19 protein-coding genes are annotated in these 23,475 nt (G+C 70.0%); 11 read left to right on the forward strand and 8 right to left on the reverse strand.

The window, feature by feature from the left end:
* Positions 1-86 precede the first annotated feature (86 nt).
* The gene (locus B140_RS0106010) at positions 87-1,154 is read left to right on the forward strand and encodes a YhjD/YihY/BrkB family envelope integrity protein (RefSeq protein ID WP_018118452.1); all 1,068 of its coding nucleotides are present in this window, start codon (positions 87-89) and stop codon (positions 1,152-1,154) included.
* Positions 1,155-1,164: 10 nt separating this feature from the next.
* Here the strand turns inward: B140_RS0106010 and B140_RS0106015 are convergent, their stop codons facing one another.
* The 4 genes from B140_RS0106015 to B140_RS0106030 all read right to left on the reverse strand — a co-directional run bounded on the left by B140_RS0106015 (position 1,165) and on the right by B140_RS0106030 (position 5,109).
* Positions 1,165-2,562, reverse strand: a complete 1,398-nt coding sequence (locus tag B140_RS0106015) for a D-alanyl-D-alanine carboxypeptidase family protein (protein WP_018118453.1) — start codon at positions 2,560-2,562, stop codon at positions 1,165-1,167.
* A gap of 81 nt (positions 2,563-2,643) precedes the next feature.
* Positions 2,644-3,873 (reverse strand): hypothetical protein, encoded by a 1,230-nt coding sequence (locus B140_RS0106020; RefSeq protein WP_018118454.1) that lies wholly within the window; start codon positions 3,871-3,873, stop codon positions 2,644-2,646.
* Positions 3,874-3,895: 22 nt separating this feature from the next.
* Complete coding sequence (locus B140_RS14335; RefSeq protein WP_018118455.1) at positions 3,896-4,819, reverse strand: C40 family peptidase; 924 nt, start codon at positions 4,817-4,819, stop codon at positions 3,896-3,898.
* Entirely contained in the window at positions 4,816-5,109 is a 294-nt protein-coding gene (locus B140_RS0106030) for a hypothetical protein (protein WP_018118456.1), read from the reverse strand. The genes B140_RS14335 and B140_RS0106030 overlap by 4 nt, the downstream gene beginning before the upstream one ends.
* Before the next feature lie 208 nt (positions 5,110-5,317).
* On the opposite strand from B140_RS0106030, the gene upp reads away from it, so the two are divergent.
* From upp to B140_RS12110, 9 genes are all read left to right on the forward strand, one after another.
* Positions 5,318-5,953 carry a uracil phosphoribosyltransferase gene (upp, locus tag B140_RS0106035; RefSeq protein ID WP_018118457.1) on the forward strand — a complete coding sequence of 212 codons (636 nt, stop codon included), beginning with the start codon at positions 5,318-5,320 and terminating at the stop codon, positions 5,951-5,953.
* A gap of 178 nt (positions 5,954-6,131) precedes the next feature.
* Complete coding sequence (locus tag B140_RS12105) at positions 6,132-6,584, forward strand: helix-turn-helix domain-containing protein (protein WP_083912251.1); 453 nt, start codon at positions 6,132-6,134, stop codon at positions 6,582-6,584.
* 123 nt (positions 6,585-6,707) lie between these two features.
* Positions 6,708-7,880: an amidohydrolase gene (locus B140_RS0106045; RefSeq protein WP_018118459.1), complete on the forward strand. Its 1,173-nt coding sequence runs from the start codon at positions 6,708-6,710 to the stop codon at positions 7,878-7,880.
* A 148-nt stretch (positions 7,881-8,028) separates the two neighbouring features.
* A complete protein-coding gene (locus B140_RS0106050; protein ID WP_018118460.1) occupies positions 8,029-9,438 on the forward strand; it encodes an NAD(P)H-quinone dehydrogenase in 1,410 nt (469 codons plus the stop codon).
* 107 nt (positions 9,439-9,545) lie between these two features.
* Entirely contained in the window at positions 9,546-11,060 is a 1,515-nt protein-coding gene (gene prpD / locus B140_RS0106055) for a 2-methylcitrate dehydratase PrpD (RefSeq protein ID WP_018118461.1), read from the forward strand.
* Positions 11,061-12,014 (forward strand): methylisocitrate lyase, encoded by a 954-nt coding sequence (gene prpB, locus B140_RS0106060; RefSeq protein ID WP_018118462.1) that lies wholly within the window; start codon positions 11,061-11,063, stop codon positions 12,012-12,014. It begins immediately after the preceding gene.
* On the forward strand, positions 12,007-13,149 hold the full coding sequence (locus tag B140_RS0106065) for a bifunctional 2-methylcitrate synthase/citrate synthase (RefSeq protein ID WP_018118463.1): 1,143 nt from the start codon (positions 12,007-12,009) through the stop codon (positions 13,147-13,149). Before prpB ends, B140_RS0106065 begins: the two co-directional genes overlap by 8 nt.
* A 126-nt stretch (positions 13,150-13,275) precedes the next feature.
* Positions 13,276-16,683 (forward strand): pyruvate carboxylase, encoded by a 3,408-nt coding sequence (locus tag B140_RS0106070; protein ID WP_018118464.1) that lies wholly within the window; start codon positions 13,276-13,278, stop codon positions 16,681-16,683.
* Positions 16,684-16,872: 189 nt separating this feature from the next.
* On the forward strand, positions 16,873-17,568 hold the full coding sequence (locus B140_RS12110; protein WP_051069259.1) for an NYN domain-containing protein: 696 nt from the start codon (positions 16,873-16,875) through the stop codon (positions 17,566-17,568).
* A gap of 21 nt (positions 17,569-17,589) precedes the next feature.
* Here B140_RS12110 and B140_RS0106080 read toward each other — a convergent pair whose 3' ends face one another.
* Positions 17,590-19,344, reverse strand: a complete 1,755-nt coding sequence (locus tag B140_RS0106080) for an acetyl/propionyl/methylcrotonyl-CoA carboxylase subunit alpha (RefSeq protein ID WP_026166055.1) — start codon at positions 19,342-19,344, stop codon at positions 17,590-17,592.
* A gap of 200 nt (positions 19,345-19,544) precedes the next feature.
* Positions 19,545-20,432 (reverse strand): sulfurtransferase, encoded by an 888-nt coding sequence (locus B140_RS0106085; protein ID WP_018118467.1) that lies wholly within the window; start codon positions 20,430-20,432, stop codon positions 19,545-19,547.
* Between the two features lie 263 nt (positions 20,433-20,695).
* Here B140_RS0106085 and B140_RS0106090 point away from each other — a divergent pair, with 263 nt between their 5' ends.
* On the forward strand, positions 20,696-21,751 hold the full coding sequence (locus B140_RS0106090) for a Cj0069 family protein (protein ID WP_026166056.1): 1,056 nt from the start codon (positions 20,696-20,698) through the stop codon (positions 21,749-21,751).
* Between the two features lie 78 nt (positions 21,752-21,829).
* Here the strand turns inward: B140_RS0106090 and B140_RS0106095 are convergent, their stop codons facing one another.
* Together B140_RS0106095 and B140_RS0106100 are read right to left on the reverse strand one after the other, a co-directional pair.
* The gene (locus B140_RS0106095) at positions 21,830-22,240 is read right to left on the reverse strand and encodes a DUF3151 domain-containing protein (RefSeq protein ID WP_026166057.1); all 411 of its coding nucleotides are present in this window, start codon (positions 22,238-22,240) and stop codon (positions 21,830-21,832) included.
* Between the two features lie 20 nt (positions 22,241-22,260).
* Positions 22,261-23,469: a DUF418 domain-containing protein gene (locus tag B140_RS0106100; protein WP_018118470.1), complete on the reverse strand. Its 1,209-nt coding sequence runs from the start codon at positions 23,467-23,469 to the stop codon at positions 22,261-22,263.
* Positions 23,470-23,475: the final 6 nt, after the last annotated feature.

Below are 23,475 nucleotides of genomic sequence, written 5' to 3' on the forward strand. Positions count from 1 at the left end.
CTTTGCGGCTCCTCATGGTTTACTGTGGTTCCGGTGGGTGCCGCGCGCCCGCCGCTTACTGAACCGCAACGAGAGGAGCCCGCACCGTGGCCACCGTTACCAGCGCCAACAAGCGCGACACGGATGAGTACGGCATCGAACGCGTCCGCGCCGACGAGCCGGGAGCGATAGACAAGCTCCGCGCCAAGTGGGCGTGGTTCGATCACATCATGCTCATGCAGGAGCGCTACGGGCTCATGGGCGGCAACCAGTACTCCGCCGGGATCACGTACTTCTCCGTGCTGGCGATCTTCCCCATCCTCATGCTGACCACGGCCATCGCCGCCGCCGTGCTGGCCGCCAACCCGGATCAGCTCGCGCGCCTGCAGGATCAGATCGCCGGCAGCCTGGACGGGCAGATGGGGGAGATGGTCAACGAGATCCTGGACACCGCCATCGAGCAACGCGGCGCCGTCGCCGGGATCGGCGCGCTCACGACCCTGTGGTCCGGCCTGGGGTGGATGAACAACCTGCGCTACGGGGTGTCCAAGATGTGGCGGCTGGACCCCACGGACGGCAATTTTGCGGTGAAGAAGATCCTCGACCTCGTGGGCCTGCTGGGGCTGCTGCTCTCCTTCGCCGTGGCCTTTGGCATCACGGCGGTGGGCTCCTCCGGGGTGACCACCCGGCTGCTGGAGGTGGCGGGCGTTGACGACGCCCCCGGCATCCAGTACGTGATCAAGGCGGTGGCCATCCTGGTGGGCCTGCTGGCCAACTTCCTGGTCATGGCCTGGATGATTATCTTCCTGCCGCGCACCCACGTGCCGCGACGCTCCGGGCTCCAGGCCGCGGCGATCGGCGCGGTGGCCTTCGAGATCATCAAGCAGTTGGGCTCCCTCTTCGCCTCCAACGCGCTGAGCAACCCGGCGGGCGCGACCTTCGGCCCCATCATCGGCCTCATGGTGCTCATGTACCTGATCTGGCGCGTGGTGCTCTACGTCTCCGCCTGGGCGGCCACCACCGAGGAGTCGCTGGCGCAGACCCCCCTGCCCGCGCCCGAGCCCGCCGTGATCCGCGTGCGCAACGAGGTGCGCCAGGAGACCTTCTCCCCGAAGGTCCTGGGCCTGGGCGCGGCGCTCGGCGCCGTGGGCGCCTGGATGTGGCGGCGCAAGTAGCCGGGGGTAGTTAGCGGCGCCGCCGCAGGGTCCACACGGTCAGGGCCAGGGCGGACGCCAGCACCACGCTCGCCACGACGCTGCCCACGAGCACGCCGTCCTGCGGGGAGGAATCGCGGATGCCGTCCTCGGCCCCGGGGCTGGGGGCCGCGTGGGGCTCGGTGGGGGAGCCGCTCGGGGGAGCGCCGGTGTTGACCGGATCGTCCAGCGAACCGATGCCCGCCTGCGGGGGCAGCGCGTAGGCGGCGTCGAGCAGGCGCTGCGCCTGCTCCCAGGGGCGCCCCTGGTCGATGGTGGTATCCAGGATCACCGCCGCCAGCCTGCGCCCGTTGCGGTCCAAGGCCCCCACGAAGGTGTGGTTGGCGTCGTCCGTGTAGCCGGTCTTGCCGCCGATGCCGTGGGGATCGTTGAGAAAGAGCCCGTTGTCGTTCCAGACCTCGTAGCCGGGGTGCTCGTCGTAGCCGGGGAGGTTCCAGAACTCCGTGTTCACGATCCGGGCAAAGGTGGGGTTGGTCCAGGCGTAGCGGTAGATGCGGGCCAGGTCCGTGGCCGAGGTCATCTGCCCCGCGGCGTCCAGGCCGGTCACCGAGCCCACGCGGGTATCCACCGTGCCGATCTGCGCGGCCAGCTCGTTGACCTTGCGCAGCGCCACCTGGTCGCCGCCGAGCGCCTCCGCCAGCGCCTGGGCGGCGTCGTTGCCGGAGGCCAGCAGCAGGCCGTGGAGCAGATCCTCCGTGGTGTACCTGCCCGTGGCCCCGATCCCCACGGCGGACCCCTCCATCCCGGCGGCCCTCTCGCTCACCGGGATCACCGCGTGGTAATCCAGGTCGCGCAGCGCCACCAGGGCCAGCAGCACCTTAATCACGCTGGCCGGGCGATACCGGCCGTGGGGATCCTTCTGCGCCACCACGCGCCCGGAGTCCAGGTCAAAGACCGTCCAGGCGCTGGCCGTCAGGTCGGCGGGTACCCGGTACCCGGGCGCGGCGGTGACGCCGCAGGGGCCCTGATAGGCCACGGGGGGCGGGGTGGGGGCCTGCTGGCCGGGGGCCAGGGCCTCCGAGGTGGTGGTGGGCTCGCCGGGGCGCAGGGCGTGCGGGCAGGCGTTGGTGTCCGGCGCCGCGGTGCGGGTGGGCGTGGGGGTGGCCTCGGCCCCCTCGAGGTCGTCCGCGTGATCGGCGGAGGCGTCCGGAACACCGGGGGCCTCGGGAACTGCGGGAGCGCCGGGGGCTGCGGGAGGCGCGGCCACCCCGGGAGCTTGAGCCTCCGGCTGCGCGGGCGGCGCCACCGGCGAGGGCGGCGGGAGGAGCTGGGCGGAGGCGGGCACACCGAGGAATCCCAGGGAGCCGAGGCTAAGCGGCGCGAGCGCAGCGGTGGCCGCCAGGAGGCGACGAGGGGCGGGGTTGAACATCGTGACACATCCTAGACGGCCAGGCTCCCCCGCCCGGGTTACCATCGCCGGGCGGGGGAGAGAAAAAGACGGGCGGGGCGGTTAGGTGCGGGAGAACCGCTTGACCAGCATCTGCTCCATCTCGCGCCAGTCCTGGGAGTGCTGGGTAAAGGGGGCAGAGGGGACGTAGCCCACCGTCTCCGTGGAGCCGAGCATGTAGGAGATGTAGTCCTGCATGCGCGGGTGCGCCAGGAAGAAGGAGTTGAGGGAGTCATCCCCGGCCCAGTCGGCGGCGTCGGCAAGCAGCTCGTAGCAGCGCGCCATCTGGGCGGTGTCCACCGCGTCCACGCTGGTGGAGATGGCCCGCTCCATGCCGTTGAAGGAATAGATGTTATCCGCGTGCACGGTGACCTCCAGCTCGCCGGCGTTGGCGGCGGAGAGCACATCCTCCCAGGTGGACACCCGGGCGAGGTCGTGGTTCTCGTTGGAGACCAGCCAGCGCACCAGGGCCTTGCGGTTATTGAAGGTGAAGATCTCGCCGTAGCGGCCCAAGAACACCGGGGTGCCGTCGAGGTAGGTGCGCAGGGAGTACAGGGTGCTGCCGTCGATGGAGATCTTGATGGGGTCGATCCCGGCGGCGGCCCACACGGTGGCGTCGTAGGGGTCGGCGGCTTCGGCAGCCTCCTGCTGGCGCTCCCGCTCCTGGAGGCGGCGCTCCTCGGCGGCCTTCGTGGCCGCGGCCAGGCGCTCCTGGGCGCCCGCGACCTCGGTTTCCTCGGGGCGTATGACCTCGAAGGTGGCGTCCAGGTCGCCCACCACCTTTTGCCAGTTATGCAGCACCACGCGGCCCACGCCGGACCACTCCTGGATGCCGTTCTCGCCGCGATAGTGCTCGAAGCCGCGCTCGAGGTTGCCCAGGATGGAGTGGGAGGAGAAGAAGGACACCGCCTCGCGCGCGCCGCCCACCTCGGCCAGGGCGCGGGTGAGGCGCATGGTGGCGGCGGCGGTGGTGACGTTGTCATACGAGGGGCGCTCCGCCAGGACGGCGGGCAGGCCAATGATGTCGAAGTATTCGCGCTCGGTGGGCTCTACCCGGTCCTCGGCGAGCTGGGCAAAGTCCCGCCAGCGCGGGTGCTCCTTGAGGTCGTGCTCCGCGCTCGTCTCCAGGAAAGCCAGCATGGCGGCGGGGGACTCGAAGAAATAGAGCCTCTCACCCGCGCCGAGGAAGCCCTGCCACTTAGCGCCGTGCTCGCGCCACTCCGGTGCCCATAGGGTGTAGTAATCGCCCTCGGTTAACGATAGCTTCACGGGGAGGATGGCTCTCATGCTCATGGCGGGAATTCTACCCGAGGCCCTAGCCGGTAGGGCGGTAGAACCCCTGAAAGGCCATGCCCATGTTGGACGTCCGCACGGGGTTTTCCTGCACGGGGTCCCCGGCCTCGATGAGCATGCCGTTGCCGGAGTACATGGCCACGTGCCCGTCCCACACCGCGAGGTCGCCCGGCTGTAGCTCCTCCGCGCTCACGGGGCGGCCCACCGCCTGATCCTGGGCGAGGCGCGGCAGCTCCAGTCCCGCCTGCCGCCAGGCCCACTGCGTGAGGCCGGAGCAGTCAAAGCCCTCCGGGGTGGTCCCGCCCCAGGAGTAGGGGGTGCCGAGCGCGCTGCGGGCGGCCGCCACGGCGCGCTCACCGGCTTCGGAACCGCCCTCACCGGGGGTCATGCCTCCGCCCCGCGCCGGGTCATCCCCGGGCGGGCCCTCGGACCCTTCCGGCGCTGAGGGCGCTGGAGGCGCTGAGGGGACGGAAGGTGCGGAGGCCTCGGCGGGCGCCGGTGGCGCGGCGTTTCCCGGTACCTCGGGCAGGCGCGCCGCCACGGGGGCCAGCTCGGCCTCCAGGAGCGCGCTGCGCTGCCGCGCCTGGGCGAGGGCCCGCTCGCCCAGGAGCGTGGCCTGCCGGTGGAGCGCGGGCCACGCGGCGGGGTGGGTGGCGGCCTGGGGGAGCAGGGCGGAGAACTCCTGTACCAGCCCCAGCGCCAGGCCCACCAGGTCTCCCCGGGCCGCCCAGATGAGGGAGGAGGCGGCGTCGGTGGCGTCGAGCAGGCTCCGGCGATCCCGGTCGAGGTCGCGGGCGCGGCCCACGAGGGGCACCGGGCCGGGGCGGAAGTACGCGCCGAGGGCGGTGGCGGCGCCCAGATCGGGGATCGTGCGCAGGCCGGGAGGCGAGAGCGGCTCGGGGACGAGCCGGGCGATGGCGGAAAGATACGGCACGAGGGGGATCACGGCAGGCCTCCCTGCGCGGCGGCGAGGTCCCCGGCCAGAGAGCGGTCGCCCTCCTCGATGCGGTTGATGGCGGCGAGGGAGTTTTCCGCCAGGCGGCGGCCCTGCTCTAACAGGGCGTCGTGGCGCGTGTGCAGGTCGCCCACCGCGCGGGCGAGGCGCTCGTGAAAGGCGCGGGTGGCGGGGACGGGCTCCGGCGGCGCGAACGGGGGCGCGGGTTGGGGAGCACAGCAGTGGGCGAGGTCGGCGGCGAGGACGCGGGCGTGCGGGCAGTCAATATCGAGGTCGGTCATACTCCCCTTGGACTGCGGCAGCGCCGCCCCCGGTTCCCGGGGCGGCCCGCGGCGGCGCACGGCACCCCACAACAACCCACAGCACCCGGCGGCGGGAACCTGCCGCTGGGGGCCTCCATGGTGCGCCTCCCCGGCACCCGAGTTCCGCCGAGGTCGCGGCGTCCGGCGCTGTTCCTTGCGCACACCCCCGCTGCCTAGGATGGGGGCTATGGATATCACCGTGATTGACCACCCCCTCGCCGCCTCCCGGCTGACGATCATGCGCGACCGCCGCAGCGATAACACCGCCTTCCGCGCGGCGCTGGCGGACCTGGGGGCCATGCTCATCTACGAGGCCGCCCGCGACCTCCCCGTGGAGCACTTCGACACCGCCACCCCCGTGGCCACCGCGCGGGGCACGCGCCTGGAGAACCCCCCGATCATCGTGCCGGTGATCCGCGCCGGGCTGGGCATGGTGGACCCGGCGCTGTCCATGATCCCGGACGCCCAGGTGGGATTCATCGGCCTGGCGCGCGACGAGCGCACCCATCAGCCGGTGCCCTACCTCGAGGCGCTGCCGGAGGACCTCAGCGGGCGCGCGGTGTTCGTGGTGGACCCCATGCTGGCGACCGGGGGCTCCCTGCTGCACGCCGTGCGGCTGCTAGCGCAGCGCGGGGCCACGGACATCACGGCGGTGTGCATGGTCTCGGCCCAGGTGGGCGTGGACGCCCTGGCGGAATCCGGCCTGCCGGTGCGCCTGGTGACCGCCACCATCGACCCCGGGCTCAACGAGCAGGCTTACATCGTCCCGGGGCTGGGGGATGCCGGGGATCGCCTCTATGGTCCTCGCAACATCAACCTGTGAGGCCGCGCGGGCCACGCGGGGCGGGGCGCGCGGCTAGGCCTTGCGTCCGCCGCCGCGCACGCAGCGTCGCGCGGCGGGGCGTCCGGGCTCACTAAGTACGGTTCGGTGGGGAACGCAAGGCGATCGCGCCCAATGTAATTGGCGGCCCATTCCCGGTGTAATGGGCAAGGTGGTCGCTATGAGCAGTGAGCACACGTGGGTTCAATGGGCGAGTTATGGTCACGCCCTGGGCCGCAATCTCAAGGAGATGCGGCTGATGCGCGGGCTGAGCCAACAGGACCTGGCGGAGCTGGCTGGGATCAGCCGCAATCAGGTGAGCAACCTGGAGCGCAACGAGAACACCAGCACGAAGTCCTCCGACCCCGTGCTCTCCACCGTCTACAAGCTTGCCCGTGCCCTCCAGGTGCCGCCCGCGGTGCTGCTGCCCGGCGTGGGGCACGAGGTGGACGTCATCTGCCATCAGCGCACCGGCATCGAGATCAGCTTCACCTGGCCGGAGACCGAGCAGGACACGATGGCCTTCCGGCCCCGGGAGCTGGTTACCCGCTGGAACAGCGATCCCTCCGGGGGATACGAGTCGTGGGTCGAGGAGGCCCGCAGGCAGGGGGTGTGGGACCCGGAGCAGGAATAAATCGGGCGGCGGGGTACGGGGGCGCTACTATGGCGGGGAACGATCACCCCGGGGATAACCCCGCACTATCCCGCAGCGGCAGTGCCTAAGCAGCCGAGCAGCCCGAAGGAGGCCGGAATACTCTTGCGCATCGTAGAGCACGTGAATGCGTGGCTGGTCACTCACCGCGAGGAGGTGCTGGCGTGGCGTCGCCACCTGCACGCCCACCCGGAGCTGGCGCACGAGGAGCACGCCACCACCGCCTTCCTCGCGGGCGTGCTGCGGGAACACGGCCTGCGCCCGCGCCCGCTGCCCGGCACGGGGCTGACGGTGGACGTCGGGGAGTCCCGGTCGGATAGGCCGCGCGTGGCCTTCCGGGCCGATATCGACGCCCTCCCGGTGGCGGAGTCCACGGGCCTGCCGTTTGCCTCCGAGGTTCCCGGGGTCTCCCACGCCTGCGGGCACGACGTGCACACCACCATCGCCCTGGCCCTGGCCTGCGCGCTGGGCAGCGCGGGGGAGGGCAGCGTGCCCCCGGTGCGGGTGATCTTCCAGCCCGCCGAGGAGGTGCTCGCGGGCGGCGCCTCCGAGGTGATCGAGGCCGGGGCCCTGGAGTCCGTGGGCTCCATCTACGCGGTGCACGTGGAGCCGAAGCTCCCGGTGGGCAAGGTGGGCCTGCGCAAGGGCGCGATGACCTCGGCCACGGACCTGCTGACCATCGACGTCACCGGACCCGGCGGGCATAGTTCCCGCCCGCACCTTTCCGCCGACGTGGTCTACGCCCTGGGCAAGCTCGTCACGGACCTGCCGGGTCTGCTCTCGCGCCGGGTGGACCCGCGCACCGGCACGGTGCTGGTCTTTGGCTCCATCAGGGCCGGAGACGCCGCCAACGCGATCCCGCAGGCCGGGCGGCTGCGCGGCACCCTGCGCACCGCGGACATGGAGGTGTGGAGCGCGGCGCGGCCGCTGATCGAGGAGCTGGTGGCGCAGGTGCTCGCCCCCACGGGCTGCGCCCACGGCCTCGACTACGTGCGCGGCGTGCCCCCGGTGCTCAACGACGCCGAGGCCACCGCCGCCCTGGCCGAGGGGGCCCAGGCGCTGGGTCCGCAGGCGGTGGTGGAGGCCCCGCAGTCCTCGGGCGGGGAGGACTTCTCCTGGTACCTTCGGCAGGTGCCGGGGTCGATGGCCCGCCTGGGGTGCTGGTCCGGGGAGGGTGCCCCCCAGGACCTGCACCAGGGGGACCTGCGGGTGGACGAGCGCGCGATCGAGATGGGCGTGCGGCTTTTCGCCGCCGTGGCACAGCGGCACGCCTCCTAGCGGCGGTCCTCCCGGCGGGGTCGGGGGCGGCGTCGATAGTCAGGGCCGGTGAGCGGGGAACCTCGCGCCGCCGTGGGTTAGACTTGCAGGCGCACTGAACCCTGTGAACTGCCCGAGAATCACGACAAGTATCTGTGGAGGTTACCCCTTGTCCAAGCGCATCGTCATCATCGGCGGCGGCCCGGCGGGCTACGAGGCCGCCCTGGCGGGAGCCAAGTACGGCGCGGAGATCACCCTGGTGGAAAGCGACGGGCCCGGCGGCTCGGCGGTGATCCACGATTGCGTGCCCTCCAAGTCCTTCATCGCGGGCGCGAACATCAAGACCGACCTGCGCCGCGCGGACGCCATGGGCCTGGGCAAGGACGTCACGGAGGCCCTGCTGGACGTGGACGCGCTGAACAAGCGCGTGCGCTCCCTGGCGGGGGACCAGTCCGGGGACATCCGGGCGCAGCTCGAGCGCATCGGCGTGCGGGTGATCGACGGCACGGCGCGCTTTGACGACTATAAGCCCAAGCAGACCACCCACTACATCAAGGCCACGCACAACGCGGACGGCACCGAGGAGATCCTGGAGTGCGACCTCGTGCTGCTGGCCACCGGCGCTCGCCCGCGCATCCTGCCCGGCGCCCGCCCCGACGGGGAGCGCATCTTTACCTGGCAGCAGATCTACGACCTCAACGCCCTCCCGGAGCACCTGATCGTGGTGGGCTCCGGCGTGACGGGCGCGGAGTTCGTCTCCGCCTTCGCGGAGCTGGGCGTGAAGGTCACGATGGTGGCCTCCCGCGACCGCATCCTGCCGCACGACGACGCCGACGCCGCCGACGTCCTGGAGACGGTGCTGGCCGAGCGCGGCGTGGAGCTGGTCAAGCACGCCCGCGTGGACGAGGTAGTCAACACGGGCTCCGGCGTGGTGGTGCGCACCGCCGACGGCCGGGAGATCGAGGGCTCGCACGCCCTGATGACGGTGGGATCGGTGCCGAGCACCAAGGACCTGGGGCTCGACGGCGTGGGGGTGGAGCTGACCGCCTCCGGGCACATCCACGTGGATCGCGTCTCCCGCACCAACGTGGCCGGGGTGTACGCCGCGGGCGACTGCACGGATCTCTTCCCGCTGGCCTCCGTGGCGGCCATGCAGGGGCGCATCGCCATGTATCACGCCCTGGGCGAGGGGGTCTCCCCGCTGCGCCTCAAGACGGTGGCCACGGCCGTGTTTACCCGCCCGGAGATCGCCTCCGTGGGGGTCACCCAGCACCAGATCGAGTCCGGCGAGGTGCGCGCGCGCAGCATCACCCTGCCCCTGCAGACCAACCCGCGCGCGAAGATGCGCTCGCTGCGCCACGGCTTTGTCAAGCTCTTCTGCCGCGAGCACTCGGGCATCGTCATCGGCGGCGCGATCGTGGCCCCCACGGCCTCGGAGCTGATCCTGCCCATCGCGGTGGCGGTGAGCAACAACCTCACGGTGAACTCGCTGGCGGATTCCTTCGCGGTGTACCCCTCCCTGTCCGGCTCCATCACGGAGGCGGCCCGCCGCCTGGTCTCGCACGACGACCTCGGGTAGCCACCCCCTGACGGGGGAGGGGCGGATCGTTATGTGACCCGCAGCATAGGAATTGGCCTACTATGGTGCGTGGCTCACATTCCCCGTTGTTAGGAGATCCGTCCATCATGATCCAGCACCACGTGAGAACCCGCCGCTCCGCCGAGGACTTCCCCCGGTCCGAGCACCTCGCCTACAAGATCGCCGCCGTCGCCGCCGACGAGGTGGAGGTCCCCCGCGAGGTCTCCGAGATGATCGTCAACCGCGTCATCGACAACGCCGCCGTCTCGGCGGCCTCCGCGCTGCGCCGCCCCGTCAGCGTGGCCCGCGCCCAGGCCCTCGCGCACCCGGTGAGCCGGGGCGGCGCCGCCGTGTTCGGCGTGCCGGGCCGTTTCTCGGCGGAGTGGGCGGCCCTGGCCAACGGCACCGCCGTGCGTGAGCTGGACTTTCACGACACCTTCCTGGCCGCCGAGTACTCCCACCCGGGCGATAATATCCCGCCCCTCGTGGCGGTGGCCCAGCACCGAGGCATAAGCGGCAGGGACCTCATCAGGGGCATCGCCACCGGCTACGAGATCCAGGTGGACCTCACCAGGGGCATGTGCCTGCACGAGCACAAGATCGACCACGTGGCGCACCTGGGCCCCTCGGTGGCCGCGGGCCTGGGCACCCTCCTGGGCCTGGACGTGGAGACGATCTACCAGGCGGTGGGGCAGGCCCTGCACACCACCACCGCCACCCGGCAGTCCCGCAAGGGGCTGATCTCCTCCTGGAAGGCGTTCGCCCCGGCCTTCGCGGGCAAGATGGCCATCGAGTCCGTGGACCGGGCCATGCGCGGCGAGGGCGCGCCCGCCCCCATCTGGGAGGGCGAGGACGGCGTGATCGCCTGGCTGCTCGGCGGCCCGGAGGCCAGCTACACGGTCCCGCTGCCGGGCCCGGGGGAGGCCAAGCGTGCGATCCTGGACACCTTCACCAAGGAGCATTCCGCGGAGTACCAGTCCCAGGCGCCGATCGACCTCGCGCGGCGCATGCGGGAGCGGGTCCTGGAGGCCACCGGCGGCGACCTCGGCAAGATCGAGTCCATCGTGCTGCACACCAGCCACCACACCCATTACGTCATCGGCACCGGCTCGCAGGACCCCCAGAAGTTCGACCCCGATTCCTCCCGCGAGACGCTGGACCACTCCATCATGTACATCTTCGCGGTGGCGCTGGAGGATGGCTCCTGGCACCACGAGGATTCTTATTCCCCGGAGCGCGCCCACCGGCCGGAGACGGTGGCCCTGTGGCGCAAGGTCTCCACCACCGAGGACCCGGAGTGGACCCGCCGCTATCACTCCACCGACCCCGAGGACAAGGCCTTCGGCGCCCGCGCCGAGATCACCCTGGCGGACGGCACCGTCATCGCGGACGAGCTGGCCGTGGCGGATGCTCACCCGCTGGGCGCGCGCCCCTTCGCCCGCGAGAACTACATCGAGAAGTTCCGCACCCTCGCCGAGGGGGTGGTGGATAGGGCGGAGCAGGATCGCTTCCTCGAGGCGGCGCAGTCGCTGCCGGACCTCGAGGACGTCACCGAGCTGAACATCGAGCTGTCCGGGGACGTCCTGGATCGCGCGCCGCGCCTGCCGGAGGGGTTGTTCTAAATGGGCGGCCTGTACTCCAGCGCGGTCACCCCCACGCAGCGCCGGGAGGCGTTGCGCGCCGGGCTGACCTCGGGCACGATCCAGCGCCTGCCCGGCGCCTTCTCTCCCCTGTGCGCGCGGGCCATCCAGGAGGCCGGCTTCGAGGGCGTGTACGTCTCCGGCGCGGTGGTCGCGGCGGACCTCGCGCTCCCGGACATCGGCCTGACCACCCTGACCGAGGTGGCGGGCCGGGCCCGGCAGATCGCCCGGGTCACGGACCTCCCGGTGCTCGTGGACGCGGACACTGGCTTCGGCGAGCCGATGTCCGCCGCCCGCACGGTCTCCGAGCTGGAGGACGCGGGCGTGGCGGGCTGCCACCTCGAGGACCAGCGCAATCCTAAGCGCTGCGGGCACCTCGACGGCAAGGAGGTGGTGCCGGTGGAGGTCATGCTGCGGCGCATCGGCGCGGCGGTGGGGCAGCGGCGCGACCCGGCCTTCGTCATCTCGGCGCGCACCGACGCCGCCGGGGTGGAGGGCATCGACTCCGCGATCGAGAGGGCCAAGGCCTACGCGGACGCGGGCGCCGACCTCATCTTCGTGGAGGCGCTGCACACCCCGGCGGACTTCGAGCGCTTCCGAGCCGCGGTGCCGGACATCCCGCTGCTGGCCAACATGACGGAGTTTGGCAAGACGGAGCTGCTGTCCGCGCAGACCCTCCAGGACCTGGGCTATAACGCGGTGATCTACCCCGTGACCACCCTGCGCGTGGCGATGGGCCAGGCCGAGGCCGCCCTGCGCGACATCGCGGAGACCGGCACGCAGACCGGCTGGATCGACCGCATGCAGCACCGCTCCCGCCTCTACGAGCTGCTGCGCTACGCCGAATACAACTCCTTTGACCAGAGCGTGTTCACCTACTCCGCCGAGAACTCCACCGACAACGACGCCCCCACCCTAAGGAGGGACCATGACTGACCAGACCGTGTACAAGGGCCTCGCCGGGGTCGTGGCGGACTACACCGCCGTGTCCAAGGTGATGCCGGAGACCAACTCCTTGACCTACCGGGGCTACCCGGTGCAGGAGCTGGCGCGTTACTGCACGTTCGAGGAGGTGGCGTACCTCCTGTGGAACGAGGAGCTGCCCACCCCGGACGAGCTGCGCCGGTTCTCCGTGCGGGAGAAGGCGCTGCGCCACATCGACCGTGGCCTGATCGACCTCGTGCGCGCTATGCCGCTGTCCTGTCACCCCATGGACGTGCTGCGCAGCGCGGTGAGCTACATCGGGGCGCAGGACCCGGAGGCCTACACTAGGGACTCCGATCACCTGCGGCGCTCCTCGCTGGAGCTGATGGCCAAGCTGCCCACCGTGGTGGCCCTGGACATCCGGCGCCGCCGGGGCGAGGACTACATCGAGCCCTCGGTGAAGAAGGGCTTTGCGGAGAACTTCCTCTACATGGTCTTTGGCGACGGCCCCGACTCCCCGGCCAGTAACAGGGCGGACGTGGAGGCCTTTGACACCTCCCTGATCCTGTACGCGGAGCACTCCTTCAACGCCTCCACGTTCACGGCGCGCGTGGTCACCTCCACGATGTCGGACGCCTACTCCGCCGTCACCGCCGCGATCGGCGCGCTCAAGGGGCCCCTGCACGGCGGCGCCAACGAGGCGGTCATGCACGCCATGCTGGAGATCGACGACCCCGACCGGGCCCGCGACTGGGTGCACGAGAAGCTGGACGCCAAGCAGCTCATCATGGGGTTTGGCCACCGCGTGTACAAAAACGGCGACTCCCGCGTGCCCACCATGGAGGCGGCGTTTAAGGAGTTGGCCGTCAACCACGGGGGCGAGAAGTGGGCCCGGATGTACGACGAGATGGCACAGGCCATGACCGGGCGCACCGGGATCAAGCCCAACCTCGATTTCCCCGCCGGGCCCGCGTACCACATCCTGGGCTTTGACGTGGAGTTCTTCACCCCGATCTTTGTGATGGCCCGCATCACCGGCTGGACCGCGCACATCATCGAGCAGAACGAGAACAACGCGCTCATCCGCCCGCTCTCCGCCTACAACGGCAGCGAGCAGCGCGCGGTGCCCACCCAGACGCTGGAGTAACGCGGGGAAGGGGAGGCGCGGAATGGTCTTCTTCCGTACCTCTTCTCAGGGCCACGGCGGGGGTGCATTACACTACAGGTGTCTCGTAAGACCGCTCACACTCACTCTGTGAGAAAGGATGCCGCCGTGGCCCATTCCCTGCCCACCTTTGAGAAGATCCTGGTTGCCAACCGGGGAGAGATCGCCGTGAGGGCCTTCCGCGCCGCCTACGAGGTGGGCGCGGAGACCGTGGCGGTCTACCCGGCGGAGGACCGCAACTCCTTCCATCGCTCCTTTGCCTCGGAGGCGGTGCGCATCGGCGCGGGGGACTCCCCGGTGAAGGCCTACCTCAACATCGACGAGGTGATCCGGGCGGCCAAGCAGACCGGGGCGGACGCCATCTACCCCGGCTACGGCTTCCTCTCGGAGAACGCCACCCTGGCCCGCCGGTGCGCGGAGAATGGCCTGACCTTCATCGGCCCGCCGCCGGAGGTGCTGGACCTGACCGGGGACAAGGCCGCCGCCGTGGAGGCCGCCCGCCAGGCGGGCCTGCCCATCCTGGACGATTCGGAGCCCTCCGAGGACATCGACGAGCTGGTGGAGATGGCCCGTGGCCGGGACTTCCCCGTCTTTGTCAAGGCCGTGGCGGGCGGCGGCGGGCGCGGCATGCGCTTCGTTGCCTCCCCGGAGGAGCTTCCGGCCCTGGCGGAGGAGGCCTCGCGGGAGGCGTCGGCCGCCTTCGGGGACGGCCGGGTGTACCTGGAGCGCGCCGTGGTCAACCCGCAGCACATCGAGGTGCAGATCCTGGGCGACTCCGCAGGCAATGTCATCCACCTCTACGAGCGCGACTGCTCCCTGCAGCGCCGCCACCAGAAGGTGGTGGAGATCGCCCCCGCCCAGCACCTGAGCCCACAGCTGCGCGAGCGCATCTGCGCGGACGCCGTGGCCTTTGCCGAGCACATCGGTTACCAGGGCGCGGGCACCGTGGAGTTCCTGGTGGATGACCAGGGCAACCACGTGTTCATCGAGATGAACCCGCGCATTCAGGTGGAGCACACGGTGACCGAGGAGGTCACCCAGGTGGACCTGGTCAAGGCGCAGCTCCGCCTGGCCGCCGGGGCCACCCTGGCGGACCTGGGGCTGAGCCAGGAGGGCATCGCCACCCACGGCGCGGCCCTGCAGTGCCGCATCACCACGGAGGACCCGAACAACGGGTTCCGCCCGGACACCGGCACGATCACCGCCTACCGCAGCCCCGGCGGCGCCGGGGTGCGCCTGGACGGCGCGGCCATGCTGGGCGGAGAGATCACCCCGAACTTCGACTCCATGCTGGTGAAGATGACCTGCCGGGGCTCGGACTTTGCCACCGCCGTGGCCCGCGCCCAGCGCGCCCTGGCGGAGTTCACGGTCTCCGGCGTGGCCACCAACATCGGTTTCCTGCGCGCCCTGCTGCGCGAGGAGGACTTCCAGCACGAGCGCATCGCCACCTCCTTCATCGCGGATCACCCCTGGCTGCTGCAGGCGCCGCCCGCGGACGACGAGCCCTCGCGCATTCTCGACTACCTGGCCGACGTCACCGTGAACAAGCCGCACGGGCCGCGCCCCACCGACCTCAACCCCCTGGACAAGCTGCCCGCCCTGCCGGACGAGCCGCTGCAGCGCGGATCGCGCGACGAGCTGCTGCACCTTGGGCCCCGGCGCTTCGCGGAGAAGCTGCGAGCCCAGGACGCCCTGGCGGTCACGGATACCACCTTCCGCGACGCCCACCAGTCGCTGCTGGCCACCCGCGTGCGCAGCTCCGCGCTGGTGCCCGCGGCCAAGGCCGTGGCCCGGCTGACCCCGCAGCTGTTCTCCGTGGAGGCCTGGGGCGGGGCCACCTACGACGTCGCCATGCGCTTCCTGCACGAGGACCCCTGGGCTCGGCTGGACGCGCTGCGCGAGGCCATGCCCAACGTGAACATCCAGATGCTGCTGCGCGGCCGCAACGCCGTGGGGTACATGCCGTACCCGGATTCGGTGTGCCGCTCGTTTGTGCGCGAGGCGGCCTCCTCGGGCGTGGACATCTTCCGCATCTTCGACGCCCTCAACGACGTCAGCCAGATGCGCCCGGCCATCGACGCGGTGCTGGAGACCAACACCGCCGTGGCGGAGGTGGCGATGGCCTACTCCGGGGACCTCAGCAACCCCGCCGAGGACCTGTACACCCTGGACTACTACCTGCGCCTGGCGGAGCAGATCGTGGAGTCCGGGGCGCACATCCTGGCGATCAAGGACATGGCGGGCCTGCTGCGCCCCTCGGCGGCCAAGAAGCTGGTGGGCGCGTTGCGCAAGGAGTTCGACCTGCCGGTGCACGTGCACACGCATGACACCGCCGGCGGGCAGCTCGCCACCTACCTCGCCGCCGCGGAGGCCGGGGCCGACGCCGTGGACGGCGCCTCCGCCCCGATGTCCGGCACCACCTCGCAGCCCTCGCTCTCCGCGATCGTGGCGGCCTTCGCCCACACCTACCGGGACACGGGCCTCTCCCTGGACTCGGTGGGGGACATGGAGCCCTACTGGGAGGCGGTGCGCGCCCTGTACGCGCCCTTCGAGTCCGGCATCCCCGGCCCCACCGGGCGCGTGTACCACCACGAGATCCCCGGCGGCCAGCTCTCCAACCTGCGCACCCAGGCCACCGCCCTGGGGCTGGGCGATCGCTTCGAGCTGATCGAGAACACCTACGCGGACGTCAGCGCCCTGCTCGGGCGGCCCACCAAGGTCACGCCCTCCTCCAAGGTGGTGGGCGACCTCGCGCTCTCCCTCGTGGGCGCCGGGGTGACCGCCGAGGAGTTCGCCGCCGACCCCCGCTCCTACGACATCCCGGACTCCGTGATCGCCTTCCTGCGCGGGGAGCTGGGCACCCCGCCCGGAGGCTGGCCGGAGGAGCTGCGCAGCAAGGCCCTGGACGGGCGCGCCCCGGGCGCGGGCGAGCACGCCGAGGTGCCCGCCGAGCAGCAGGAGCGCCTGGATTCCACGGACCGCGCGGACCGGCGCGCCGCCCTCGACGCCCTGATGTTCCCCAAGCCCGCCGCCGAGTTCGAGGAGCACCGCCGCCACTTCGGGGACGTCTCCGAGCTGGGCGACCGCGAGTTCTTCTACGGCCTCGTGGAGGGCGAGGAGGTCTCCATCTCCCTGCCGGGTTCCTCGCGCAACATGCTGGTGCGCCTCGACGCCGTGGGCGAGCCCGACGACAAGGGCCTGCGCTCCGTGGTAGCCACCGTGAACGGGCAGGTGCGCCCCATGCGCGTGCAGGACCGCTCCGTGGAGTCCGTGACGGCCTCCGCGGAAAAGGCCGACGCCGCCGTGGCCGGGCAGGTGGCCGCCCCCTTCTCCGGGGTGGTGACCGTGAACGTGGCGGAGGGCGACGAGGTCAGCGCCGGGGACCCGGTGGCGGTGATCGAGGCGATGAAGATGGAGGCCACCATCTCCGCCACGATCGACGGCGTGATCTCCCGCGTGGTGCTCACGCAGCCCACCAAGGTCGAGGGCGGCGACCTGATCGTGGAGATCCGGTAGGGGGGATAACGGCGAGCGGGTTCGTCATAGCGGGGGCTTGTGGCGAACCCGCTCGCCGGAGGTATAAGCCCGCTTGCCCGGGGTTGACCGGGACGCGGGCGAGCCCGTATCATTGGTTTTAGAGGCCCTTGCCGTTGACCCTCCGCTATAGGGAGAGCGCCGACGACAAGGGTTTTATATAATTTCCGCATGACGCACGCTAGGGGAGGGGAGCGGGTGCCTCCGCTGCGCCCGGTAACGACGGCGATCTTGGTCGATGGGGGATTTTACCGGAAACGAGCGGCGGCTCTCTTTGGAAAGCTGCCGCCGGAGGCCCGCGCGAGGGAACTTCTGTGGTATTGCCACCGGCATGTGGAGCATTTTCACTCCAACCTATACCGGATATTTTATTACGATTGTGCCCCCTCGGAGAGGGTGGTTTATCATCCCCTCACGCGGCGGCAGGTTAATCTTTCCAAGAGCGCCCAGCACGAATGGATGACCCGGTTTTTACGGGAGCTAAGCAGCAAGCGAAAGGTGGCGATCCGCCGCGGTGAGGAGCTGCATACCCAGGGAAATTACGCGCTCAGCGAGCGGGCCCTGAAGAAATTATGCCGAGGGGAGATCGGCGTCGCGGATCTTTCCGAAGACGACTTTTATCTGGCCATCACCCAGAAGGGGGTGGACATGAAGCTGGGGATTGACATCGTGACGCTCGCCGAGCAGCGCCTCGTGAACCAGATCGTGATGATCTCCGGGGATAGCGACTTTGTTCCCGCCGCCAAGCATGCGCGCCGTCTGGGAATAGACTTTGTGGTAGACCCCATGTGGGCCCGCATTGCGGAGAGCCTTGGGGAGCATACCGACGGCATATGGCAGGGCGCACCCAAGCCGGGGCTAGAGTGATTCCCGCCTCGGTGGCTCTTTTTACTTGATCTCCAGCATCTGCTCGCCCTTGGTCACGCCCGCCCCGGCGGCCACGGAGAGCCCCGTGACCACGCCGGACTTGTGGGCCTTGACCGGGTTCTCCATCTTCATGGCCTCCAGGATCACCACGATCTCGCCCTCGGCGACCTCCTGGCCCTCCTCCACGTCCACCTTGATGACGGTCCCCTGCATGGGGGCCACCACGGCGTCGCCGGACACCGCGGCCGTGGCGCCTTTGCTACGGCGACGCTTCGTGCGCTTCTTAGCGCCGCCCAAGCTAAAATTTGCGGGGAGAGCCACCTCCACGCGGCGGCCGTCGATCTCCACCGTCATGCGGTTGCGCGCGGTGGGCTCGGCGGGGTCGGGGTCCTCGGAGTCGTCGTAGGGGGCGATGGTGTTGTCCCAGGCCTCCTCGATCCACTTGGTGTACACCTCGAAGCCCGAGCCGGAGCCGACGAAGGCCGGGTCGTCCACGATGGCGCGGTGGAAGGGGAGCACGGTGGGCATGCCCTCCACGGCGAACTCCGCGAGGGCGCGGCGCGCGCGGGCCAGGGCCTGCTCGCGGTCCTGGCCGTGCACGATGAGCTTGGCGAGCATGGAGTCGAATTGCCCGCCGATCACGCTGCCCTCGCGGATGCCGGAATCCACGCGCACCCCGGGGCCGCCGGCCTCCCGGTAGCGGGTGATGGTGCCGGGGGCGGGCATGAAGCCCGCGCCCGCGTCCTCGCCATTGATGCGGAACTCGAAGGCGTGGCCCTGGGGGGCGGGATCCTCGGTGAGGGTCAGCCTCTCGCCCGCCGCGATGCGGAACTGCTCCTGGACCAGGTCGATGCCGGTGGTGGCCTCCGTGACGGGGTGCTCCACCTGGAGGCGGGTGTTGACCTCGAGGAAGGAGATGAGGCCGTCCGAGCCCACCAGGTATTCCACGGTTCCGGCGCCGTAGTACCCGGCCTCCTTGCAGATGGCCTTGGCGGAGGAGTGGATGGCGTAGCGCTGCTCGTCGCTGAGGTAGGGGGCGGGGGCCTCCTCCACGAGCTTTTGGAAGCGGCGCTGGAGGGTGCAGTCGCGGGTGCCCACCACCACGACGTTGCCGTGCTGGTCCGCCAGCACCTGGGCTTCCACGTGGCGGGCCTTGTCCAGGTAGCGCTCCACGAAGCACTCCCCGCGGCCGAAGGCGGAGACCGCCTCGCGGGTGGCGGACTCGTAGAGGTCCGCCACCTCCTCCTTGGTGTAGGCCACCTTCATGCCGCGCCCGCCGCCGCCGAAGGCCGCCTTGATGGCGATGGGCAGGCCGTGCTCCTCGGCGAAGGCCAGCACCTCCTCGGGGCCGGACACGGGGTCCTTGGTGCCGGGGGCCATGGGGGCGCCCGCGCGCACCGCGATGTGGCGGGCGGTGACCTTGTCGCCCAGGGCGGAGATCGCCTCGGGGGAGGGGCCCACCCAGGTCAGCCCGGCGTCGATGACCGCGCGGGCGAAGTCCGCGTTTTCGGAGAGGAAGCCGTACCCGGGGTGGATCGTGTCCGCGCCCGCCTTGTGCGCGGCGTCGATGATCTTGGGGATGTTCAGGTAGCTCTCCGCCGAGGTCTGGCCGCCCAGGGCGAAGGCCTCGTCCGCGAGTTCCACAAAGGGGGCGTCCGCATCGGGCTCGGCGTAAACGGCCACGGTGGAATAACCGGCCTCGCGGGCCCCGCGGATGACGCGCACTGCGATCTCGCCGCGATTGGCCACGAGAACCTTGGATATGTCTCCTGCCACTTGGGTCTGAGCCTCCTGCATTAGTGGGGGTGGGTTACTTTCCGGTACATCGCTGCCATTCCGGAAGGCGTTTCATCCTTCATCTTTTGGTCCAGGAAGAATCACCGGCAGGTGTGTACGCACAGGGGAACATGCTACACACCTGCCGGTGTAAAAGGGGAAGTCCGGGAGAAAATCGGTACTAAAGGTCTTTATCGCAATTAGGATTCCCCACCTATGGTGATGGGCATGCGGACCATATTCCCCCATTCGGCCCAGGAGCCGTCGTAGTTGCGCACGCGGTCGAAGCCCAGCAGGTACTTCAGCACGAACCAGGTGTGGGCGGAGCGGTCGCCCAGGTGGCTGTACACGATGGTGGGCGCGGCGGTATCCAGGCTGTGGTACTGGCGCTCCAGCTCCGCCCGGCTGCGGAAGTTGTTGTTGGGGTAGATGGCGTTCTCCCAGGCGATGTTGATCGCGGTGGGGATGTGGCCGCCGCGCAGCGCCGCCTTATCGGCGTGCGCCTGGCCGGAGAGCTGGTGGCTTTCCCCGGTGTAGTGGTCGATGCCTCGGACGTCGATGAGCGTGGTGGAGGTGGAGCAGGCGGCGTCGAGCACCTCGTTGACGAAGACCCGCTCGGCGGCGTCGTCGCGCTCCACCACCGGGTAGTCCGAGGGCGGGTAGGTGGGCACGGTAAAGGAGGTATCGCGCTCCTCGGCCATCCAGGCGTCGCGGCCGCCGTCGAGCAGGCGCACGTCCTTGTGCCCAAAGAGCTGGAACACCCACAGGGTGTAGGCGGCCCAGCCGTTGGCCTTGTCCCCGTAGATCACCACCGTGTCATCCCGGGAGATGCCCTTGCTGCGCATGAGGGCGGCGAACCCGGCGCCGTCGATGAAGTCGCGGGTGATGGGGTCGTTGAGGTCGCGCTGCCAGTCGATGCGCACGGCGGTGGGGATATGCCCGATGTCGTAGAGCAGGGAGTCCTCGTCCGACTCCACGATCCGCAGGCCGGGAATGCCGATGCGGGCGGAAAGCCAGGAGGCCGATACCACGCGCTCGGGGTGCGCGTAATTCTGGAAGGCGGGGTGCGGATCGGCGGGAATGGTCATGGTGGCTCCTTGGCTGTTTCTCGTGTTCAACGGATATGCGCCGCGATAAGATTCTGTTGGAATACACGATAATAGTATCCGCATTTAATCGTCACCACCGGGGCTAAATTGTGGCATTGGATACATTGACGCCTGCGTGGGTGAGGCGATCACCGGGCGGGCCTAGACTGGCGGGTGGGACCGAAGACGTCAAGGCCCCGCGTCACCCGCGGTGAGCGCTGCCGGTGACGCTCCCTGTAGCGGACCAGAAAGGGTTTCCCTCCGTGCATAAGGCAATTGTGGTATTCGAGGTCGAAGGCGGCTCCGACAAATACTTTGACGGGCACCGCAAGGACACCATGCCCATCGTCGATGCGATCAAGCGCGCCGGCTGGCACTCCGAGGTGGTGTACTTCCGCCCCGAGTGGGCCGAGGACCTGTTCACCTACGTCTCCGAGAACTTCGATGCCTACATCTCTCGCGTGAACCCCGGCAACGTTCCCGGTGGGGAGAAGGGCTACTTTGACCTCCTCACCAAGCTCTCCGAGGCGGGCCTGGTGGGCATGTCCACCCCGGAGGAGATGATGGCCTACGGCGCCAAGGACGCCCTGGTCAAGCTGAACGACACGGAGCTGGTGCCCTCCGACACCGCCGCGTACTACGAGGTGGAATCCTTCCACGAGACCTTCCCCACCTCCCTTTCCTACGGGGAGCGCGTGCTCAAGCAGAACCGTGGCTCCACCGGCTCCGGCATCTGGCGCGTGCGCATTGCCGACGACGCCGTGGCCGAGTCCGTCACCCCCGGCACCGCGCTGCCGCTGGACACCAAGCTCAAGTGCACCGAGGCCGTGGACAACCACACCGAGGAGCGCGAGCTGGGCGAGTTCATGGACTTCTGCGACCAGTACATTGTGGGAGATAACGGCATGCTCGTGGACATGCGCTTCATGCCGCGCATCGTGGAGGGGGAGATCCGCATCCTCCTGGTGGGCCCGGACCCGGTGTTCGTGGTGCACAAGAAGCCCGCCGAGGGCGGCGAGAACTTCTCCGCCACCCTGTTCTCCGGCGCCAAGTACACCTACGACGCCCCCGAGGCGTGGCAGGAGCTGGTGGACCTCTTCGCCGCGGTGCGCCCCGTGATCGCGGAGAAGCTGGGCGGGGACAACATCCCGCTGATCTGGACCGCCGACTTCATGCTGGACACCGCCGAGGACGGCAGCGACACCTACGTGCTGGGCGAGATCAACTGCTCCTGCGTGGGCTTTACCTCCGAGCTGGACATGGGCATCCAGGAGAAGGTGGCCCGCGAGGCCATCTCCCGGGTGGAGAAGAAGGGGTAATTTCGCCCGCTATCCGCCCGCTCGATCCCCGCGCCCCGGCCCTCGCCGGGGTGCGGTTTCGCGCATGAGGGGGAGGCCCTAGGAGAGCAGGCGGGGCACGGAGTCGGGGTCGGCGTCCGAGAGCATCTGGCGGCAGCGGTCGTACTCGGAGTCCTCGCCGATGGCCCGGGCGGCCAGGGCCAGCGCGGCGATGGCGCGCAGCACGCCCTGGTTGGGTTCGTGGTCGAAGGGGACCGGCCCCCACCCCTTCCAGCCGTTGCCGCGCAGGCGATCCAGGCTGCGGTGATAGCCGGTGCGGGCCAGGGCGTAGGCGGTGAGCCGCTCCTCGTCGGTGGCGGCCTCCGCGATGGCGCGCTCGGCGCGCACGGCCCACACGAGGGGGCTCTCGGGGTGCGCCAGGGCGGTGGACGTGGCCAGGAGGTCGGAGCCGTGGGCGGGGTCCTCGGGCAGGCGCACCGGCGGCGGGGCAAGCATGTCGTTCATCTTCATGCGCACCACTCTAACGATCCCTAGCGCCGCAGCGCGGCGGGCACCGCGGAGAGCGGCTTCAGCGTCCAGTACATGAGCTGCTCCACCGGGCCGCGCCGGAAGAGGCGGAACCAGATCATGGCAAAGACGATGGGCCCGAGCAGGTTGGCGAGCGCGAAGCCGGGCTCCGCGATGTTGTGGCCGTGGGCGTTGAGGTAGCCGATGGCCAGGATGTGGCCCACGTAGGCCGTCAGGGGCATCTTGCCGAGGTCGCGCAGCGGGTAGACGAGGTCGTTGAAGAGCACGGAGGAGCGGCAGGCGATGAGGCAGAGCCCGATGATGAACAGGGAGATGCCGGTGGAGGAGACGATCTCCGCGATGGAACCGGAGTGGGGAACGTAGATGAACAGCCAGGACAGCCAGTCCGTGGGGGTGACGCCGAAGGCGTTGTGCAGGAGGAACTCGGTGGCCTCCGCGCCGTCCGGGTGGAAGGCGCTGTAGCGGGCCTCGAAGTCGCTGAGGCGCAGGAAGAGCCAGGACCCGCCGTACCCGAGGAAGAACAGCGGGGCGCCGAGGGCCACGAGCCACCGCGCCGCCTGCTCGTGGGCGAAGAGGAACTTGCCCGCGGCCACGCCCGTGAGGAACACCGGGATCCATGCGAGCAGGGGGAACAGGCCGGTGGCGAAGAGGAACTGCCAGAACAGGGCCCACTCGCCCTGGGCGACGAGCCCGAGCGTGGGGGTGGCCCCGAACTGCGGGGGGTCGGGGAGCACCCGGCGCAGGTAGAAGGAGGCCACCGGCAGCGCGACGGCGGAGGTCGCCGCCGCGAGGGCCACGCTGAGCAGGTTGAGCCGGAACACGAAGGGCGCGACGCAGATGTACAGGAACCCGTAGGTGACCAGGATGACGATGGGCCCCACGGAGTCCAGGGAGATGGCCAGGCCGATGGCCACCAGGATGACGCCACGCCCCACCAACTGCAGCACCGAGGTGAGCGCGTCCCGGGACTTGGTGAGCAGCACCACGGACACCCCGGCCAGCACGGCGAAGAGGATGGAGGAGCGCCCCTCGAAGGCGCTCCTCAGAACGTTATCGCCCCACAGGTGCCCCCAGGTATGCATGTAGAACATGCCGACGATGGCCAGCGCGCGGGCCAGGTCGATGCCGTCGAGGCGGTGCGGCGCGGGGCTGCTGAGCCGGGTGCGATAGGTAAAGCGGGGGCGGCCGGTGAGCGCGTGAGCGGGAGACATGGAGTG

The organism is Corynebacterium mastitidis DSM 44356 (assembly GCF_000375365.1).
GTDB lineage: Bacteria > Actinomycetota > Actinomycetes > Mycobacteriales > Mycobacteriaceae > Corynebacterium > Corynebacterium mastitidis.

Bases quoted from the DNA above. Each gene is read 5' to 3' on its own strand.
- B140_RS0106085 (WP_018118467.1), bottom strand. From the start codon at position 20,432: ATGACCATTCCCGCCGATCCGCACCCCGCCTTCCAGAATTACGCGCAC.
- prpD (WP_018118461.1), top strand. From the start codon at position 9,546: ATGATCCAGCACCACGTGAGAACCCGCCGCTCCGCCGAGGACTTCCCC.
- B140_RS0106095 (WP_026166057.1), bottom strand. From the start codon at position 22,240: ATGAAGATGAACGACATGCTTGCCCCGCCGCCGGTGCGCCTGCCCGAG.
- B140_RS12110 (WP_051069259.1), top strand. From the start codon at position 16,873: ATGACGCACGCTAGGGGAGGGGAGCGGGTGCCTCCGCTGCGCCCGGTA.
- B140_RS0106100 (WP_018118470.1), bottom strand. From the start codon at position 23,469: ATGTCTCCCGCTCACGCGCTCACCGGCCGCCCCCGCTTTACCTATCGC.
- prpB (WP_018118462.1), top strand. From the start codon at position 11,061: ATGGGCGGCCTGTACTCCAGCGCGGTCACCCCCACGCAGCGCCGGGAG.
- B140_RS0106030 (WP_018118456.1), bottom strand. From the start codon at position 5,109: ATGACCGACCTCGATATTGACTGCCCGCACGCCCGCGTCCTCGCCGCC.
- B140_RS0106015 (WP_018118453.1), bottom strand. From the start codon at position 2,562: ATGTTCAACCCCGCCCCTCGTCGCCTCCTGGCGGCCACCGCTGCGCTC.
- B140_RS0106020 (WP_018118454.1), bottom strand. From the start codon at position 3,873: ATGAGCATGAGAGCCATCCTCCCCGTGAAGCTATCGTTAACCGAGGGC.
- upp (WP_018118457.1), top strand. From the start codon at position 5,318: ATGGATATCACCGTGATTGACCACCCCCTCGCCGCCTCCCGGCTGACG.
- B140_RS0106065 (WP_018118463.1), top strand. From the start codon at position 12,007: ATGACTGACCAGACCGTGTACAAGGGCCTCGCCGGGGTCGTGGCGGAC.
- B140_RS12105 (WP_083912251.1), top strand. From the start codon at position 6,132: ATGAGCAGTGAGCACACGTGGGTTCAATGGGCGAGTTATGGTCACGCC.